The sequence below is a fragment of the Phyllobacterium sp. TAF24 genome, from assembly GCF_052113785.1.
Taxonomy (GTDB): Bacteria; Pseudomonadota; Alphaproteobacteria; order Rhizobiales; family Rhizobiaceae; genus Phyllobacterium.
Map to the genome: position 1 here is coordinate 49,894 of NZ_JBFRDN010000010.1, position 15,326 is coordinate 65,219.

17 protein-coding genes are annotated in these 15,326 nt (G+C 55.4%); 5 read left to right on the forward strand and 12 right to left on the reverse strand.

The window, feature by feature from the left end; translation table 11 throughout:
• Positions 1-170: 170 nt before the first annotated feature.
• The gene (locus tag AB4Y96_RS10815) at positions 171-1,052 is read left to right on the forward strand and encodes an AraC family transcriptional regulator (RefSeq protein WP_441917264.1); all 882 of its coding nucleotides are present in this window, start codon (positions 171-173) and stop codon (positions 1,050-1,052) included.
• 32 nt (positions 1,053-1,084) lie between these two features.
• On the opposite strand, the gene AB4Y96_RS10820 is transcribed toward AB4Y96_RS10815, so the two are convergent.
• Entirely contained in the window at positions 1,085-1,957 is an 873-nt protein-coding gene (locus AB4Y96_RS10820) for a LysR family transcriptional regulator (RefSeq protein ID WP_441917450.1), read from the reverse strand.
• Between the two features lie 850 nt (positions 1,958-2,807).
• Here AB4Y96_RS10820 and AB4Y96_RS10825 point away from each other — a divergent pair.
• A complete protein-coding gene (locus AB4Y96_RS10825; protein WP_091880505.1) occupies positions 2,808-3,017 on the forward strand; it encodes a hypothetical protein in 210 nt (69 codons plus the stop codon).
• A gap of 71 nt (positions 3,018-3,088) precedes the next feature.
• Here AB4Y96_RS10825 and AB4Y96_RS10830 read toward each other — a convergent pair whose 3' ends face one another.
• The 5 genes from AB4Y96_RS10830 to AB4Y96_RS10850 form a co-directional block, all read right to left on the reverse strand.
• Complete coding sequence (locus tag AB4Y96_RS10830; protein WP_091880504.1) at positions 3,089-3,616, reverse strand: Dps family protein; 528 nt, start codon at positions 3,614-3,616, stop codon at positions 3,089-3,091.
• Positions 3,617-3,717: 101 nt separating this feature from the next.
• The gene (locus AB4Y96_RS10835; RefSeq protein WP_441917452.1) at positions 3,718-5,745 is read right to left on the reverse strand and encodes an ATP-binding protein; all 2,028 of its coding nucleotides are present in this window, start codon (positions 5,743-5,745) and stop codon (positions 3,718-3,720) included.
• Positions 5,746-5,765: 20 nt separating this feature from the next.
• Positions 5,766-7,373 carry a carboxyl transferase domain-containing protein gene (locus AB4Y96_RS10840; protein WP_441917266.1) on the reverse strand — a complete coding sequence of 536 codons (1,608 nt, stop codon included), beginning with the start codon at positions 7,371-7,373 and terminating at the stop codon, positions 5,766-5,768.
• A gap of 75 nt (positions 7,374-7,448) precedes the next feature.
• On the reverse strand, positions 7,449-8,612 hold the full coding sequence (locus AB4Y96_RS10845; RefSeq protein ID WP_441917268.1) for an isovaleryl-CoA dehydrogenase: 1,164 nt from the start codon (positions 8,610-8,612) through the stop codon (positions 7,449-7,451).
• A 28-nt stretch (positions 8,613-8,640) separates the two neighbouring features.
• Positions 8,641-9,234 carry a TetR/AcrR family transcriptional regulator gene (locus tag AB4Y96_RS10850; protein WP_091880498.1) on the reverse strand — a complete coding sequence of 198 codons (594 nt, stop codon included), beginning with the start codon at positions 9,232-9,234 and terminating at the stop codon, positions 8,641-8,643.
• A gap of 211 nt (positions 9,235-9,445) precedes the next feature.
• Between AB4Y96_RS10850 and AB4Y96_RS10855 the strand changes: the two genes are divergently transcribed.
• Positions 9,446-9,913, forward strand: coding sequence for a hypothetical protein (locus tag AB4Y96_RS10855; protein ID WP_441917270.1), 468 nt, complete (start codon positions 9,446-9,448; stop codon positions 9,911-9,913).
• A gap of 71 nt (positions 9,914-9,984) precedes the next feature.
• On the opposite strand, the gene AB4Y96_RS10860 is transcribed toward AB4Y96_RS10855, so the two are convergent.
• The 3 genes from AB4Y96_RS10860 to AB4Y96_RS10870 are packed head-to-tail and all read right to left on the reverse strand — an operon-like array spanning position 9,985 to position 12,479.
• The gene (locus AB4Y96_RS10860) at positions 9,985-10,401 is read right to left on the reverse strand and encodes a DUF423 domain-containing protein (RefSeq protein WP_441917271.1); all 417 of its coding nucleotides are present in this window, start codon (positions 10,399-10,401) and stop codon (positions 9,985-9,987) included.
• Between the two features lie 58 nt (positions 10,402-10,459).
• Positions 10,460-11,581 (reverse strand): pyridoxal phosphate-dependent aminotransferase, encoded by a 1,122-nt coding sequence (locus AB4Y96_RS10865; protein WP_441917454.1) that lies wholly within the window; start codon positions 11,579-11,581, stop codon positions 10,460-10,462.
• 43 nt (positions 11,582-11,624) lie between these two features.
• A complete protein-coding gene (locus AB4Y96_RS10870) occupies positions 11,625-12,479 on the reverse strand; it encodes a sulfite oxidase heme-binding subunit YedZ (RefSeq protein WP_441917455.1) in 855 nt (284 codons plus the stop codon).
• Positions 12,480-12,687: 208 nt separating this feature from the next.
• On the opposite strand from AB4Y96_RS10870, the gene AB4Y96_RS10875 reads away from it, so the two are divergent.
• Positions 12,688-13,191: a DUF1236 domain-containing protein gene (locus tag AB4Y96_RS10875; protein WP_441917273.1), complete on the forward strand. Its 504-nt coding sequence runs from the start codon at positions 12,688-12,690 to the stop codon at positions 13,189-13,191.
• Between the two features lie 3 nt (positions 13,192-13,194).
• Here the strand turns inward: AB4Y96_RS10875 and AB4Y96_RS10880 are convergent, their stop codons facing one another.
• The 3 genes from AB4Y96_RS10880 to AB4Y96_RS10890 all read right to left on the reverse strand — a co-directional run bounded on the left by AB4Y96_RS10880 (position 13,195) and on the right by AB4Y96_RS10890 (position 14,710).
• A complete protein-coding gene (locus AB4Y96_RS10880) occupies positions 13,195-13,842 on the reverse strand; it encodes a VOC family protein (RefSeq protein ID WP_441917274.1) in 648 nt (215 codons plus the stop codon).
• A gap of 207 nt (positions 13,843-14,049) precedes the next feature.
• Positions 14,050-14,340 carry a hypothetical protein gene (locus tag AB4Y96_RS10885; RefSeq protein ID WP_091880492.1) on the reverse strand — a complete coding sequence of 97 codons (291 nt, stop codon included), beginning with the start codon at positions 14,338-14,340 and terminating at the stop codon, positions 14,050-14,052.
• Positions 14,341-14,452: 112 nt separating this feature from the next.
• Entirely contained in the window at positions 14,453-14,710 is a 258-nt protein-coding gene (locus AB4Y96_RS10890) for a hypothetical protein (RefSeq protein WP_441917276.1), read from the reverse strand.
• A gap of 1 nt (position 14,711) precedes the next feature.
• Here AB4Y96_RS10890 and AB4Y96_RS10895 point away from each other — a divergent pair, with 1 nt between their 5' ends.
• Positions 14,712-15,017 carry a hypothetical protein gene (locus tag AB4Y96_RS10895; protein ID WP_441917278.1) on the forward strand — a complete coding sequence of 102 codons (306 nt, stop codon included), beginning with the start codon at positions 14,712-14,714 and terminating at the stop codon, positions 15,015-15,017.
• Positions 15,018-15,326 lie beyond the last annotated feature (309 nt).

The following is a 15,326-nucleotide window of genomic DNA, read 5'->3' on the forward strand; positions in this document are numbered from 1 at the left end:
GCGCCCCCGGCCGAAGCACTCCCAATATTCCCGCGCCGCTCATCCGTAAATTCGGGGGTACCTGTAAACGGTCCCCGGCGATATTCTGCGACCCGTGACAAAACCGCAAGATCGGTCGAGCGCGTCATGCCTCTATGCGCTTAGTTGGTGCTGCCACGGAGAACAGAACGATGAAGGCGGCGCTTCAAAATTATCATGCCCGGCTGCAGCAGGTCTTGGGCTATATAGACCGGCATCTGGATGATAATCTGGATCTGGACGCGCTGGGCAGTGTCGCGGCCTACTCGAAATATCATTTCCACCGGCAGTTCACGGCGACTTTCGGGTTGTCCGTGCATCGTTATATCCAGCTTGCCCGTATGAAACGCGCTTCATACCGGCTTGCCTACAGGGATGCCCAAAGTGTCACTGATATAGCGATGGATGCTGGTTACGATGCCCCGGATGCCTTCGCCCGTGCCTTTCGGCAACGGTTCGGGCAGTCGCCTTCGTCGTTCCGTAAGTCTCCCGACTGGGAGCTGTGGTTTGCGGCCTTCGGGCCCCTCGACAAAGCAAGGAGCAAACGCATGCAGAAGACTTTTACCAATGACGACGTGATAATTCGCGATGTGCTTGCCACACCCGTGGCGATCATGGAGCACCGGGGCGACCCGGCAGCGCTGGGCGCCACCATTCAGCGGTTCATCGCGTGGCGCAGGGCCGCTGGCCTGCACCCCAAGACAAGCCCGACCTTCAATGTCTGGCGTTCCGAGCGGCGCCCCGCGTCGCCTGCCGATTATAGCATGGACCTTTGTGTCGCGACCAATCAGCCCATCGAAGTGAATGGCGAACAGATCAAAGCCGGTGAGATTCCTGGCGGACGCTGTGCGGTGCTATCAGTCGTTGGCAATACCGATAATCTGGAGCCCGCCGCGCTCTACCTCTATCGCGACTGGCTTCCGGCGAGCGGCGAGGAAGCGCGCGACTTCCCGATTTATTGCCAGCGACTGAGCTTCTTCCCGGAGGTAGCGGAGCATGAGGCGGTCGCGGAACTGTTCCTGCCGCTGAAGTAGCGACAGTCCAAATGCCTGAGGCAGGGACGGCGCTAAAGAACCGCCGTCCCCATGGGCTGGAAAGCATCGCGGATAACTTTCGCCATCCCTTCGATCGCCGGACTTGTCATCCGGGGATTGCGCCTTAGCACCACATTCGATGAATCGATCACCGGAAAGCCTTCCGTCTCGGTCAGTTCGCGGCAGCCCGGTGGAATATTGCTGCGCGCCAGCGGCGCAATCGCAAGGCCCGAAACCGCGGCTATTTTCAAACCGCCGCCCGTATCGCAGCTATAGGCCACGCGATAATTGATCTTGTTTCTGTCCAGCGACCCAATGGCGAATTTCTGGCACCAGTCAGATCGTTGATAAATGGCAATGGGAACAGGCGTAATTTCATGCACGCAATGCACTTCCGACGTGACCCAGACAGTTGGATCGACAAACAGCACTTCGCCTATTGTTGGCGGCTCCCAGTTGAAAATCACAGCCAGATCCAACTCATCCGCCTCAAGGGCGGCCATCTGTTTTGCCGAATAGTCGCATTTGACCGTCACCTGTACCTGCGGGTGCTGGCTGGCAAAGGCCGCAAGCGCGCGAGGCAGTACCGTATAGCCATATTCTTCAGGAAGGCCGATCCGCACCGGTCCACCAAGCGGTTTGGCTCTGATTGACGCCATGGTCTCATCCAGCAGACCGACAATGCGGTTGGCATTGACGAGCAATGTCTGGCCCTGAGGTGTCAGAGTGACGCCGCGTGAACCGCGCTCGAAAACACTTTCGCCCAGCACTTCCTCAAGTCGTTTGATCTGGATACTCACCGCCGATTGCGTCCGCCCGATTTTCTCCGCGGCGCGTGTAACATTGCCTGTGGTGGCCACCGCCAGAAATGTGCGGAGCAGATCACTGTCGAGAGGAGGATTTATGGCTACACCCGTGATCAAAATTTCGAATGACAGGCATAATTTCTATTCGTTTGATATATGTCAACGATTGGATCAAGCATTGTGCCTATTCGTCATGCTGGAAATGCACAATGTCCGTTTTCCCTTTATTTTCAAATCTTTGGAAAGTCTGGAAAGCCGCAGACCGGGACGTTCGCCAATTGCAGACTTTACAGCGCAAACCGGGCGAACACCTGCTGCAGGATGCAGGGGTGACGCGTCAGACCGTGGCAGACATCCTGCGCTGCTACCGTTCGAAGCAAATATTGGCATTTCTGGCACGCTTTTGGACCCGATGATTGGTCTGTAAAGCTATGCGTTTTACGCATCACTTTCTTCGACATCTCCACATTATTGACGCAATCAGGACGAGATTGTCGTACTAATTGCAACCTCTCCGCTAGTTTGGCCAGTGGCGAAGGCGAGTGAGCATGTCGGACGAATGGTAAGTCAGTATGCAGGAATTATTGAATCCAAGTCAGGAGGGAGCTTCCAAAAGCGCTATACGGACGAATTGATACTTTCATTGTTCGTAGTAAATATGATTCATATTTGAATTAATTTAAATAACTTAAAGTTTAAATATGAGTGGCGCTTTTTGTATGAAGATTTCGCATAATGTACTATTCGGTTTTTGAGGCGATGTGACCTTGCTATTCGAAGTATAGCAATTTTTCATGATAAAATTTATCATGAAAAATGTGATCATTGTTTTGAGGTAATATGGTTTTATGTGCAATATTTCACAACTCTGTGGGGTTGCGAAGGCTGAAATATCAGTTAAGTAAACGGTTTGTGGAATTTTCTGATTCTTGAAAATTACGGGGAAGTTATGCAGGACGAGCTTGGAGAGTTATTATCAAAGTTGAGCGATGCTCAAAAAGAGTTGATAGTCTTGACTGCAAAGACCAATGCATTTCCTGACAATAATACATTGAGGAAAATAGCAACTTTGGCTCTGAATATCTCCGCCGTTGAGGGGCTTATTGCCGATACACAAAGCCGTGCCAAGCGTGCAAAAATGACCAAGGCCAATGACTGAGACGGCCTGAACTCCAACTGCTTGACGCGTTGGAGTTCAAACACCCATTCAATAATCAGCCTCCAGGAAAATCAGACTCCCGCCGGTCCGGTACGGGTTGCTTCGAACAGGAACCAATGGCGGCGTTCCGATTCATCGATGTAATTCTCGATGATGCTCGTGGTGGCGCTATCGTGATATTCGTCGCAAAGTTCATGCACCTGCCGGAGATAGCCAATAAAGGTTCTTGTGTCGTCGCGCAGTTCCGCCAGCATATCTTCTGGCGTGACGAAATTCGCGTCATTATCAAGCAGGCGTTGCTGCGCGGAGATTTGCCCGATGGAGCGCAGCGTCGTGCCGCCGATCTTGCGGACCCGTTCCGCCAGAACGTCGGTCATATCGAAGATTTGCGCGGCTTGCTCGTCCAGCATCAGGTGATAATCGCGAAAATGCGGTCCGCTCATGTGCCAATGGAAATTCTTTGTTTTCATATAGAGCGCAAAGGTATCGGCAAGCAGCGCATTGACAGCCGCTGCGATATCGCGTGTTGCCTCTGTGCCCAGATCGCTGGGCGTTGCTGTGGGGGCTCGCTTGATCGTCTGCAGTGATTTGTTAGCCATGGTCGATCTCCTCTACGATAAACGGGATACGCTTCCGTCTTGGGCACGCGAACGGTGCTGGTCACGACATATGACTAGCATGGCTATTTGTCATTTCTGCTTCACTTATTGGTCAACTCGGCAGTTTCAAGTTCTTCAAAGCGAACCAGAGCCGTCTTTTCCTTCACCTGCGCCCCTTCTTTGACGATTTCAGCGATTTTACCGTCATGCGGTGCGGTGATGGTATGCTCCATCTTCATGGCTTCCAGAACCAGAAGTATCTGGCCTTTCTTCACCAGATCGCCCGCCGCTGCACGAACGGATTTTACCAGACCAGGCATTGGCGCGATCAATCGGTCGCCCGCGCCGCCTGCTTCATCGGCCCGCTGGAGTGGATCGATGAGCGCGAACGTTGCCACCACACCCCGCGCAATCACGGCAACCCCTTGCGGTATCGCTGCTGTCTTGGCTGTCAGGTTGATACCCTTGCCCGTGATGTGCCAGCTTTCGCCACTGCGCCGGACGCGCAGTTCAACGGCAGTATCTGGTGTCGCAACTTCAAAGCGATCATCGCTGAGAACCGCAACGCCATAGCGGGTTGTCTGACCGGGTGCATCAGATGTGCCGGGTTCACCCAGCGTCACCGGATAGTGGGAGCGCGCGTGGTGGCTATAACCGCGCAGCGCCGTCCAAGGGTCATCAGATGCAATCTTTGTCAGAAGCCCACTGGCATGCAGGACAGCCAGTTCTTTGGCTCCTGCCGGCATTGCCACGGGAACAACGAGGCTATGAAGATCGCGGTCGATAAGACCCGTATCCACGTCGCCAGCCGCAAAGCCTTCGTGCCGCACCAGTGCTGCCAGAAATGCCGCATTGGTGACTGTACCCGCAATCTCCGTCTGCAACAGTGCATCTTCCATGGCGCGCAGCGCTGCCGGACGATCCTTCGCGTGTACGACAATCTTGGCGATCATCGGATCGTAATAGGGCGAGATCGTATCGTCAGGGCGCACACCGGTTTCGATGCGCACAATGCCTTCCGCAACAGTTGCTGGAAAAGTCAGGTGATGCAGGGTGCCGATGGCAGGCAAAAAGCCCTTGGCCGGGTCTTCCGCATAAAGCCGCGCTTCCACCGCATGGCCGTTGAGCGGGATCTGCTTCTGCGTCAGCGGCAAGGGTTCACCCGCCGCAACCCGCAATTGCCATTCGACCAGATCAAGCCCGGTGATCATTTCCGTTACAGGATGTTCCACCTGCAAGCGTGTATTCATTTCCATGAACCAGAAGCCATCAGCCCGCAGCCCTTGGCTGGCATCAACGATAAACTCGATCGTACCAGCACCGGAATAGTTGATAGCCTTGGCCGCTTTCACCGCAGCCGCAGTCATCGCCGCACGCATTTCCACGGTAATATCAGGGGCAGGGGCTTCTTCGATCACCTTCTGGTGGCGGCGCTGCAACGAGCAGTCACGCTCATAGAGATGAACAGCATTGCCGTGATTGTCGCCAAACACCTGCACTTCGATATGGCGTGGCTTGGAGACGTATTTTTCAACAAGCACACGGTCATCACCAAAGGCGCTCTTGGCTTCGCGCCGCGCACTGCCCAGCGCTTCGGCAAAATCCTCGGGGTTGTCGACCTTGCGCATCCCCTTGCCGCCGCCACCGGCGCGGGCCTTGATCAATACGGGATAGCCGATCTCGCGCGCCTTGGAAGCCAGAACAACCAGTTCCTGCGCTTCGCCATGATAGCCGGGAACAACAGGCACCCCGGCCTTTTCCATCAGTCGTTTGGCTGCATCCTTCAGACCCATGGCCCGAATCGAGTCCGCCGAGGGACCGATAAAGACGAGCCCGGCCTTGACCACCGCATCGACAAATCCCGGGTTTTCCGACAGGAACCCATAGCCCGGATGAATGGCTTCCGCGCCCGTGTCGATGGCTGCCTGAATGATACGGTCGGCGCGCAAATAGCTTTCCGATACGGAGGAGCCGCCAATATGGACAGCCTCGTCCGCCATGGCCACATGCAGCGCATTGGCATCGGCATCGGAATAGACGGCAACCGTGCCAACGCCCATCTTCTGCGCGGTACGGATGACCCGGCAGGCAATTTCACCACGATTGGCGATGAGGATTCTGGAGAACATTCTTGTCATGATTTTTCTCCTTACATCCTGAAGACACCGAATTTGGTGTCCTCCACAGGTGCATTCAGGGCTGCGGAAAGCGAAAGGGCGAGCACTTCGCGGGTTTTCGCCGGGTCGATGATCCCATCATCCCAGAGACGGGCTGACGAATAGAGCGGGTGGCCTTCGCGTTCGTATTTTTCAAGGATCGGCGCGCGGAAGGCTGCTTCCTCTTCAGCAGCCCAGTCGCCGCCTTTGCGTTCGATACCATCGCGCTTGACCAGTGCCAGCACCGTTGCCGCCTGTTCACCGCCCATGACGGAAATGCGGGCGTTGGGCCACATCCACAGGAAGCGCGGCGAGAAGGCGCGCCCGCACATGCCGTAATTGCCAGCACCGAAGGAGCCGCCAAGGATCATCGTCACCTTTGGCACGCGCGCGGTGGCGACCGCTGTGACAAGCTTGGCACCGTCCTTGGCGATACCGCCCGCCTCATAGGAGCGTCCAACCATGAAGCCGGTGATGTTCTGCAAAAACACAAGCGGAATGCCGCGCTGGGTACACAGCTCAATGAAATGCGTACCCTTCAAGGCGCTCTCGGAAAACAGCACGCCATTATTCGCGATGATACCAACTGGCATACCGTAGAGATGGGCAAAACCGGTGATCAGGCTGGTGCCGTAATTCTGTTTGAACTCGTCAAATTCGGAACCATCCACCACACGGGCAATCACCTCGCGCACATCATAGGGCTGGCGCAGATCGGTGGGCACAATGCCATAGAGTTCATGTGGATCGTAAAGAGGTGGAATCGACTTGCGAAGGTCGAGGCCTATCTCCTTCTTTCGATTCAGGTTTCCAACGATGCGCCGCGCAATCGCCAGCGCATGGGCATCATCCATGGCATAGTGATCAGCCACGCCGGATTCGCGCGTGTGGACCTCAGCGCCACCAAGATCTTCTGCGGACACATCCTCGCCCGTTGCCGCCTTTACCAGCGGCGGCCCGGCAAGAAAGATCGTTGCCTGACCCTTCACCATGATCGTTTCTTCCGACATGGCAGGCACATAGGCACCACCAGCCGTGCAGGAACCCATGACCACGGCAATCTGCGGAATACCTGCCGCGGACATATTTGCCTGATTGTAGAAGATACGGCCGAAATGCTCGCGATCCGGAAAAACCTCGTCCTGATTTGGCAGGTTCGCCCCGCCGGAATCGACAAGATAAATGCAAGGGAGATTGTTCTGCATTGCGATTTCCTGCGCGCGCAGATGCTTCTTCACCGTCAAAGGATAATAGGTGCCGCCTTTGACCGTGGCGTCATTGACGACGATCATGACTTCCTTGCCGGAAACGCGCCCGATCCCTGCGATCAGTCCGGCGGAAGCAATATTGTCACCATACATGTCCCATGCCGCAAACTGGCCGATTTCCAGAAAGGGCGAGCCGGGATCAAGCAACTGCGCCAGCCGGTCGCGCGGCAGAAGCTTGTTGCGCGACGTATGGCGCTTGCGTGCCTCATCCGTGCCACCCCGGGTCACCAGATCAGCCTTTGCCTTGATATCATCGACAAGCGCACGCATGCGTTGCGCATTGGCGGCAAAGGTCTCCGATGTGGTGGTGATCTGGGACTGAAGTATGGTCATAGGATTCTCGCCATCTTTCTATGCATCTTTTTGGTTCGGCGTTTGCGCTGCCATTGGCCGGGATAATGCCAGCCTTCACGCGCTCTCGCCGAACATTTCGCGGCCAATCAGCATACGGCGGATTTCGCTGGTGCCCGCGCCAATCTCATAAAGCTTGGCATCGCGCAGCAGACGGCCCGTCGGGTAGTCATTGATGTAGCCATTGCCGCCGAGCGCCTGAATGGCCTCCAGCGCACACCATGTGGCTTTTTCCGCCGCATAGAGAATGCAGCCCGCAGCATCTTTGCGTGTTGTCTCGCCGCGGTCGCAGGCAGCCGCCACCGCATAGACATAAGCGCGCGAGGCGTTCATCGTCGTATACATATCGGCAAGCTTGCCCTGCATCAGCTGGAATTCGCCAATCGGCTGGCCGAACTGCTTGCGTTCATGCACGTAAGGCACCACCACGTCGAGACAGGCAGCCATGATGCCGATTGGTCCACCGGCAAGCACCACGCGCTCATAATCAAGCCCGGACATCAGAATGCGCACGCCCTGACCTTCTTCGCCAAGTACGTTCTCATACGGTATCTCGCAATCCTCAAACACCAGCTCGCAAGTGTTCGAGCCGCGCATGCCCAGCTTGTCGAGTTTTTGCGCCGTGCTGAAACCTTTGAACCCTTTTTCGACGAGAAACGCGGTCATGCCGCGCGAGCCCGCCGCAGGGTCTGTCTTGGCATAGACCACAAGCGTGCTGGCATCGGGACCGTTGGTGATCCACATCTTGTTGCCATTCAGCACATAGCGGTCGTTCTTCTTTTCGGCGCGCAGCTTCATCGACACGACATCGGAACCGGCTCCGGGTTCCGACATGGCCAGCGAACCCACATGCTCGCCCGAACAGAGCTTTGGCAGGTATTTTGCCTTCTGCTCGTCCGTACCCCAGCGGTTGATCTGATTGACGCAAAGGTTGGAGTGCGCGCCATAGGAAAGCCCGACAGAGGCGGAAGCGCGGGAAATCTCTTCCACCGCAATGGCGTGGGCGAGATAGCCAAGGCCTGAGCCGCCGAAATCCGGGTTCGCCGTCATGCCGAGCAGACCAAGTGCGCCCATTTCCTGCCAGAGATGTGCAGGGAACTGGTTGGTCCGGTCTGTTTCAGCGGCGAGCGGCGCAATTCTTTCCTGCGCAAACCGATGCACTGTCTCCCGCAGAGCTTCGAGATCTTCTGAAAGTCCAAATCTCAGACCTGACTGATACATTCCAATCTCCCATGTCCTTTGTCGCGAATTATTTGGCGCCAACAAGGCGCAATCCCATAGTGACGTATTTTTCCGCAATCTGCGTGACAGTAAGCCTGTCGTCAGGGCGAAACCAGACATTCACGCCCGTGGTCATCGCAATGATGGCCCGGGTCGTCAGTGGAATGTCATCAATATCAAATTGACCAGATTGGCTGCCCGAGTCGAGAATCAGCCTCAGTTCGTTTTCATAGATCGCGCGCAGCTCCACCAGAACGGCCAGTTTTTCGCCCTGCAGGCTGCGCAGTTCCATATTGGCGATGTGCACATCATCCCGCCGTTCCACGTGATAGCGGATGTGGAAGCGGATAAAGGCAGCAAGGCGATCGAGCGGCGTGGCGAGGCTCTGGCTTTCGTCCCGCCAGGCAGCCAGCAGCCGGTCCATATGGTCGCGCATCACGGCAAAAAGCAGTTCCTGCTTGGTGGGGTGATAACGATAGAGCGCGGCGGGCTGCACACCAACCTTTTCCGCAAGCTGGCGCATGGACATGGCCTCATAACCCATCCTCGCGATAAGCCGTCGTGCAGCGATGTGAATCGCTGCCTGCGTCTTTTCCCCGTCTGAGCCGATTGTCCTCGCCATGGTCAGTTAATAAAACGAACGTTCAATTCATTCAAGCGGTAAATTCAACTGGCAGTATGGTTTCCACAACTGGGGGACGAGCGGTGTTAAACGAAGTGATGAGACACACCCTGTAGCAATCGAAATCAAAAACAGCTAGATTCAATGTATTGCCAGTTTTCGATATGCATTTGATTAAATGATGTTTTTTACAAAATGAGAGTTGAAACTCATGGGTGGTTCAGAATTCAAAAAACGAGTACCTGCGCTGGTCGCCGCAATTGTTCTGCTGGCATGGGGCATGCCGGCGCAGGCCATTTCCATGAAAGAGTGCAGCCTAAAATATAAAGCCGCGCAGGCGGCGGGAAGTGCGTCAAGCTGGAACGATTTTCGCAAGCAGCAATGTGCGAAGGACATATCCGCTACACCCGCGCCGGAGAGCGACGCGGCTGTCAGCGAGACAAAAGCGGATGCTGCTGCGAAAGATGTCCAAGCTGCGGGTGATACGAAATCACTTGTGTTTCCATCAGCTGTTTCAAGCAAATTTTCTACGGAGAAACCGGCCAAGGCGCGCATGCACACATGTCTGGAGCAATATCACATCAACAAGGACAATAATGCGCTGGGTGGCACCAAATGGATTCAAAAGGGCGGCGGCTATTACAAGCTCTGCAATGACAAGTTGAAGGGCAAGACCTGATCTGCAAGACCTCATTGATCGGATCAGGTCTGGTGTTGGAGCGGGAGCCTGTGGGGGCCCATTGAGGGGACTTACTTCCTGAAATCGAACGCTCGAAATCCCGTTGCGGCAATGATGAGCCAGCCGAGAATAAGGAGCGTGCCGCCGACGGGTGCTGCGCCGGGGAAAAGACGGTCGCCGGTAATATCACGCGAGGCGAGGTCGCCGATGAAAAGCATAAGGCCCAGCAGCAGCACAAGGCCGCCAAAATAAGCCGCACGGTTGATCTTGGCGAGGACTGCGAGTGCGAGAAATGCTGGCGCATGGATGAACAGGATAGGCGCGATGGTGCCAAGATGCGGGCTGGCACTGTGGGCAGCGCCCGCATAGGCGGCAATACCCGCTGCGCCGATCAACCCGCCGAGAGCGGCGAATATCCGGTTGATATCGGGGCGGTAAGTGTCGTGCTGCCGGGTTGCGCGCGGAGTGTTGTCACCATCGATTGCCATATTTGTTTCCATCCTGCGTCAGTATCATCCTGACCTTATGTCGATATAGGCCCGCAGCCTATTTCAATGCGGCCAAAGTCTCGGCGAGCTTCTCTTCAAACAGGTCGAGTTCCTCGTCGAGTCCCACACTGACACGAATGCAGCGGTCAAGCATCGGCGCCATGGGCTTGCGGACGAAAATGTCGCGCTCAATAAGGCCATTGAGGATATTGGCGGCATAGGCGCCATCGCGACCGCAATCAATGGTGACAAAATTGGTGGCGGAGGGAATGGCGGCAAGGCCGTTCTGTGCGGCGATGGCTGCGATACGGTCGCGGCCCGCTATGATGCGCGCCACCACCTCACGGAGGTAATTTTGGTCTTCGAGAGCGGCGAGGGCGGCAATCTGCACCATGCGGTTCATGCCGAAATGATTGCGGATTTTATCAAATGCCGTGATCTGGCTTGCAGCGCCGATGGCATAGCCGCAGCGCATACCCGCCAAACCATAAGCTTTGGAGAATGTCCGCATCCGCAGGACATTGGGCCGCGAGATGTCGATAGCGGGCAGGGCCGAGGCCGGAGCGGTTTCGCCATAGGCCTCGTCGAGAATCAGCATGGTGGTTTCGGGCAAGGCGGCGATAAAGGCTTCGATCTCGGGAGCTTCATGCCATGTCCCCATCGGATTATCCGGGTTGGAGAAATAAACCAGCGGCGCTTTTTCCCGGCGCACCGCGTCGAGCAATGCATCGAGATCTTCATGGTCGTTCCGGTAGGGCACAGTAACAAGCCGCCCGCCAAAGCCCGCCACATGGAAATTGAAGGTCGGATAGGCGCCGAGCGATGTGACAACCGGTGTCCCCTCGCGCACATATTGGCGCACCGTCAGCCCCAGCAACGTATCAACCCCTTCGCCCACCACCACATTGCCAGGTGCTATAGCACCGGGTGCAGCAGCAAGATGCGCGGCGAGCGCTGCCTTCAGATCGAAATTCTCAGGATCGCAGTATTTCCAGACATCAGGCGCGGCATCCCGCATGGCTGAGATGACGGATGGTGCCGGTCCAAAGCCATTCTCATTGGCGCCAAGACGCGCGCGAAATGGCCGGTTGCGTTTGCGCTCCAATGTCTCAGGGCCGACAAACGGCACGGTGGAGGGGAGCGATTCAATCAGGGGAGTAAGCTGCGGTTCCATGGCCACAGCGATATCATTTTTTCCGGCGGTGAAAAGCAAAACCTGTCTCTTATTTCTGCGCCAGAGGATTGAGTTTGCGGCTTTGTGAATGAGTCACTGGTTTTATGCCGACCCATAGGGCTGGAAGCAGTGCCGCCATCAATATCCACCACATGGGACGGATTGAATAGGAGAAGGACAGGTTGGCGAAGAGCACCCGCGTCGGCGGAATTTTCGTTGCAAGTGCGAACCACAGATATTCGGCGAGCGCTGTCCCAACTGCTGCCAACACCGCTACAACCAAAAGGGTCCAGACGGAGGAAAGCGGAAAACCCCGCGCATGGGCGAAGCGATAGAGCAGAAGAGCGATAAGAAACCCCGCCATCAGCGTCGCCTGCGTGACATCTGCTTTGGATTGCATGAAGAAGTGCAGGACACCCAGCGCCGCCAGCGGATAGGCGAGGCTGTGCAGCCGGTTCCAGTTTTTACCCATTCGCCGGATCATGCCGTCTGTGGACGTAATACCGAGCGCAGTCAGCCCAAGCAGGGTGGTGAAGCCGATCAGCAGATAGATGCGCAGCCAAATCTCGCTGGCGACCCTTAGCAGGTTCCAGTTCTGGTCAACGATATAAAGCGAGAAATGCAGGGCGGCATAGGCAAGCGCCGTCAGGCCGAGAATGCGGCGGATCAGAATAAGCCTGTTCCAGCGGGTAATGTGGCGCAGCGGCGTGACCGCAAGTGAAATGAGAAAGAAACGGATAGCCCAGTCGCCGGTCTGGTGGATGGCTTCGGTGATTGGCCGTGGCCCCAGAATATTGGTCTTGTAGCCCGTGGTGATGAACACAAGCGGAATAAAAGCGGCAATCAGGGCCGCAATTTTTAGGACCGACAGTTTGCCTGCCCGGTCGTTCCATGGAAATTTCATCACGCCGTTCATTTTCCCTGATTGTTCAGTTCCTTACATCAGCAGAAACGCGCCGTTGACAAAACAACAAGCTGTGAAATTGGGCCGATTTTTCCGGCCTTCTCTCGCCTGACAGGCCTTTGCCCGGCTCTTTTTACGGAACCAAACTCCGTTTTTTGGGGTTTTCCCTGTGCTGGGGCGAAGAAAAGCAACAGAGAGAGGCAGAACAATGAACAAGGTTCTTATACTCACCGCATCGGCATTTTTAGCCACAAGCGGTTTCGCATTGGCGCAGGACAAGGTTTATGTCGAGGTTCCACAGCCTGCCCGCGACTATGTCATAGCTCACCCGTCTGATCCGGTGGTGATCGATGGTGAACTGTCGCAAGGCTATGTGGTGCCGCAGACTGTTACCGTCAGGCCCATTCCCGACAGTCCGGGCTATGGCTATATCTATGTGGATGGCCGCCCCGTGATCGTTTCGCTGGAGAATCGCGAAGTCGTCTATCTCTCCGATAGCCGCGATGGTCCAGTTCCCGATGATGTCATCACCTATGTCGAGCAGAATCCCGTTGATACTGTCGCCATTGATGACATCACGACAGGCGCCATTGTGCCCGATGATGTTGATCTGGCTCCGGTACCTTCCCAGCCGCGCTATGCCTATATCTATGTGGATGGTGGTCCGGCGCTGGTTGATACGCGCACACGCCGGGTCGTCTGGGTTCGCTAAAGCCTATTCCGCCGGACCCGCAAACAGGATGAGATTGCCGTCGGGGTCAAGCACGATGAAGTTTCGCGCACCCCACGGCTCTTTCTTCAAGGTCTGATGAAACGGCACATCGGCAGCTTGGAAATCGAGGAACAGATGTTTGATCTCGTCGGCGGTATCAACCGCAATGGAGGCGGAAAGCAAATGTTCGCGTTTTCGAATATTGCCGACAAAGACGGGTTCACACACCAGCCGCAGGGCGAGTTGCGCCCGGTCACGGATCACCTGCCCATAGAAGGGCGGTTCACCGTGAACAAAATCGACGGTGAAACCGAGTTTTTCAGTGAAGAAATCGCACGAGGTCTTGATATCGGCGACAAAGAGCTGTGCCGAGGTTGAACTGAGGACCGGGCGTGGTGCGGATTGTTTGCTGTGGCTGCTCATGCTTTGGGCTCCTGATTTGAGCGCCTGCCATCCCTCGAATCCCATCTGCCGTGCGACGAGTTCCTGCGCATCGCTGAGCTTGAAACTTGCGTCCAATATCCCGCTATCATCGAGATGCTGGAAGCGGGGCAGGTTTGCCCGGATTTCAGCGGCGACGGGATAATATCGTTCACGGTGCCAACGCAAATATTGCTTGGCCTGTTTCCTGATGTTCTCGAGATTCGGCATAGGCGCAACCATTGTCATGTGAGACAGGTGGGCATTGCCCTTTCGACCCCAGGAACTTCATCCAGAAAGTTCAAATGTCGATGCGCCCTACGCAGCAGTCGAATAATCCTGCAAACCGCGTTCATTTGTCAATATCAGACAGATAATACAGGCCAGCTCACCCGGCGGGGATGAACTGGTAAACGATAGTATGGATGCAAAAGCGATTTACTGACGCTGGATAGCCAGCCAGCGATCAGCACTGGCGCGGCCAAAAACCCGGGCGCGGCGATTATATTCGGCCGTCAATTGCCGCCTGCTTTCTTCGCGGGCGTAGGAGCGCTTGGCAGGGCGATTTTTTCTAAGCCTTGCGGATGCGGCATCCTGATTGGACACGCGGGGGAGGGTCTGCGAACTGGCATCGGGTGCAACGGTGTTAACAACCGGCGTCTCTTGCGCCTGGCTGTCAGCAGCCATCAGTCCCGCAACCATTGCCACGGCAAAAAACAGGCTTCGCATGAATAGTGTCCCTCATCAGTCGTCTGTGTTTTTTCGGGTGCCGAAATTTTTCACGCACTTCTCGTGAAGTTTCAAAACCCGTCAAGGGACAGCGTTGTCCCCGAATTGCCCTTTACCAGCGATAATGGCGGCCGCCATAGAAAATAATGGGCGGATTGTTAAAACGCATGTCGTCAAACTGGGCCCGGCTGGTGGCACGGCGGTCAAGTTCGAGGTCAAGCAGGCAGCGCGCAAAAGCTTCTGACTTCGGCTTGAAGCCATAGGAAGAGCAGGTTCTGCTATCAATGGCGCGGCGCTCTTCCGGCGTTATCGTCTGGCAGCCGGCAACGAAAAGAACAAGCGCAAGGACAAATCCCGTTGCGAATTTCATTATGACCTCCATGTCGCCACTCTACCCAAAACCGGCTGCGACAAATCACTTCAATGAAGTTGAGATTATCACGAAGCCCAAGCTCGTGTTATCCCAATTGGTTGATAAGAAGAACGATTTGAATGTGGAACAAAAGCGCCGTAGCGCTTGGGAAATAAGGTTGGATCAGGCGATGAGCGCCCCGGCAATCATAAAAATAATAATCAGCCCTGCCAGCAAAGGCAGGATGGAAACATTGGCTTGGGTGGGTTCCGGTTTCAATACCAATTTGGCAAAGTCAGCAGCACTGTTGCCGCAATTTCGGTGACCACGAGAAACACGACGAGCGGAAAAAATCCGTCGCTGATCTTTCGGTTGTCATTGGCTGGTGCAACGCTTGTCAAAGTCTGCTCCTGATTTAAACGACCCCGCAAAATGCGAAACCCGGTCATGCTCGTCAGTGCCGAAATTCGGCTAGTCACAAGACTGTAACAGTTTGAAACTTTTTGTCACCCCAAAAAGTGATTTTCATCCTGTGGACAGCATTTTTAGCGTGTCTTTTGCACTGGAAAGCTGGGGAAAACGATGTGCTTTCAGTGGCTTGATTCGTGTGGTGCGCAGGCAAAAAAACCTGCGC

Excerpts from the sequence above, each read along its gene's own strand:
- AB4Y96_RS10835 (WP_441917452.1), bottom strand. The coding sequence starts at position 5,745 with ATGTTCTCCAGAATCCTCATCGCCAATCGTGGTGAAATTGCCTGCCGG.
- AB4Y96_RS10870 (WP_441917455.1), bottom strand. The coding sequence starts at position 12,479 with ATGAAATTTCCATGGAACGACCGGGCAGGCAAACTGTCGGTCCTAAAA.
- AB4Y96_RS10815 (WP_441917264.1), top strand. The coding sequence starts at position 171 with ATGAAGGCGGCGCTTCAAAATTATCATGCCCGGCTGCAGCAGGTCTTG.
- AB4Y96_RS10830 (WP_091880504.1), bottom strand. The coding sequence starts at position 3,616 with ATGGCTAACAAATCACTGCAGACGATCAAGCGAGCCCCCACAGCAACG.
- AB4Y96_RS10825 (WP_091880505.1), top strand. The coding sequence starts at position 2,808 with ATGCAGGACGAGCTTGGAGAGTTATTATCAAAGTTGAGCGATGCTCAA.
- AB4Y96_RS10885 (WP_091880492.1), bottom strand. The coding sequence starts at position 14,340 with ATGCGAAGCCTGTTTTTTGCCGTGGCAATGGTTGCGGGACTGATGGCT.
- AB4Y96_RS10880 (WP_441917274.1), bottom strand. The coding sequence starts at position 13,842 with ATGCCGAATCTCGAGAACATCAGGAAACAGGCCAAGCAATATTTGCGT.
- AB4Y96_RS10895 (WP_441917278.1), top strand. The coding sequence starts at position 14,712 with ATGACCTCCATGTCGCCACTCTACCCAAAACCGGCTGCGACAAATCAC.
- AB4Y96_RS10850 (WP_091880498.1), bottom strand. The coding sequence starts at position 9,234 with ATGGCGAGGACAATCGGCTCAGACGGGGAAAAGACGCAGGCAGCGATT.
- AB4Y96_RS10875 (WP_441917273.1), top strand. The coding sequence starts at position 12,688 with ATGAACAAGGTTCTTATACTCACCGCATCGGCATTTTTAGCCACAAGC.
- AB4Y96_RS10840 (WP_441917266.1), bottom strand. The coding sequence starts at position 7,373 with ATGACCATACTTCAGTCCCAGATCACCACCACATCGGAGACCTTTGCC.
- AB4Y96_RS10860 (WP_441917271.1), bottom strand. The coding sequence starts at position 10,401 with ATGGCAATCGATGGTGACAACACTCCGCGCGCAACCCGGCAGCACGAC.
- AB4Y96_RS10890 (WP_441917276.1), bottom strand. The coding sequence starts at position 14,710 with ATGAAATTCGCAACGGGATTTGTCCTTGCGCTTGTTCTTTTCGTTGCC.
- AB4Y96_RS10855 (WP_441917270.1), top strand. The coding sequence starts at position 9,446 with ATGGGTGGTTCAGAATTCAAAAAACGAGTACCTGCGCTGGTCGCCGCA.
- AB4Y96_RS10845 (WP_441917268.1), bottom strand. The coding sequence starts at position 8,612 with ATGTATCAGTCAGGTCTGAGATTTGGACTTTCAGAAGATCTCGAAGCT.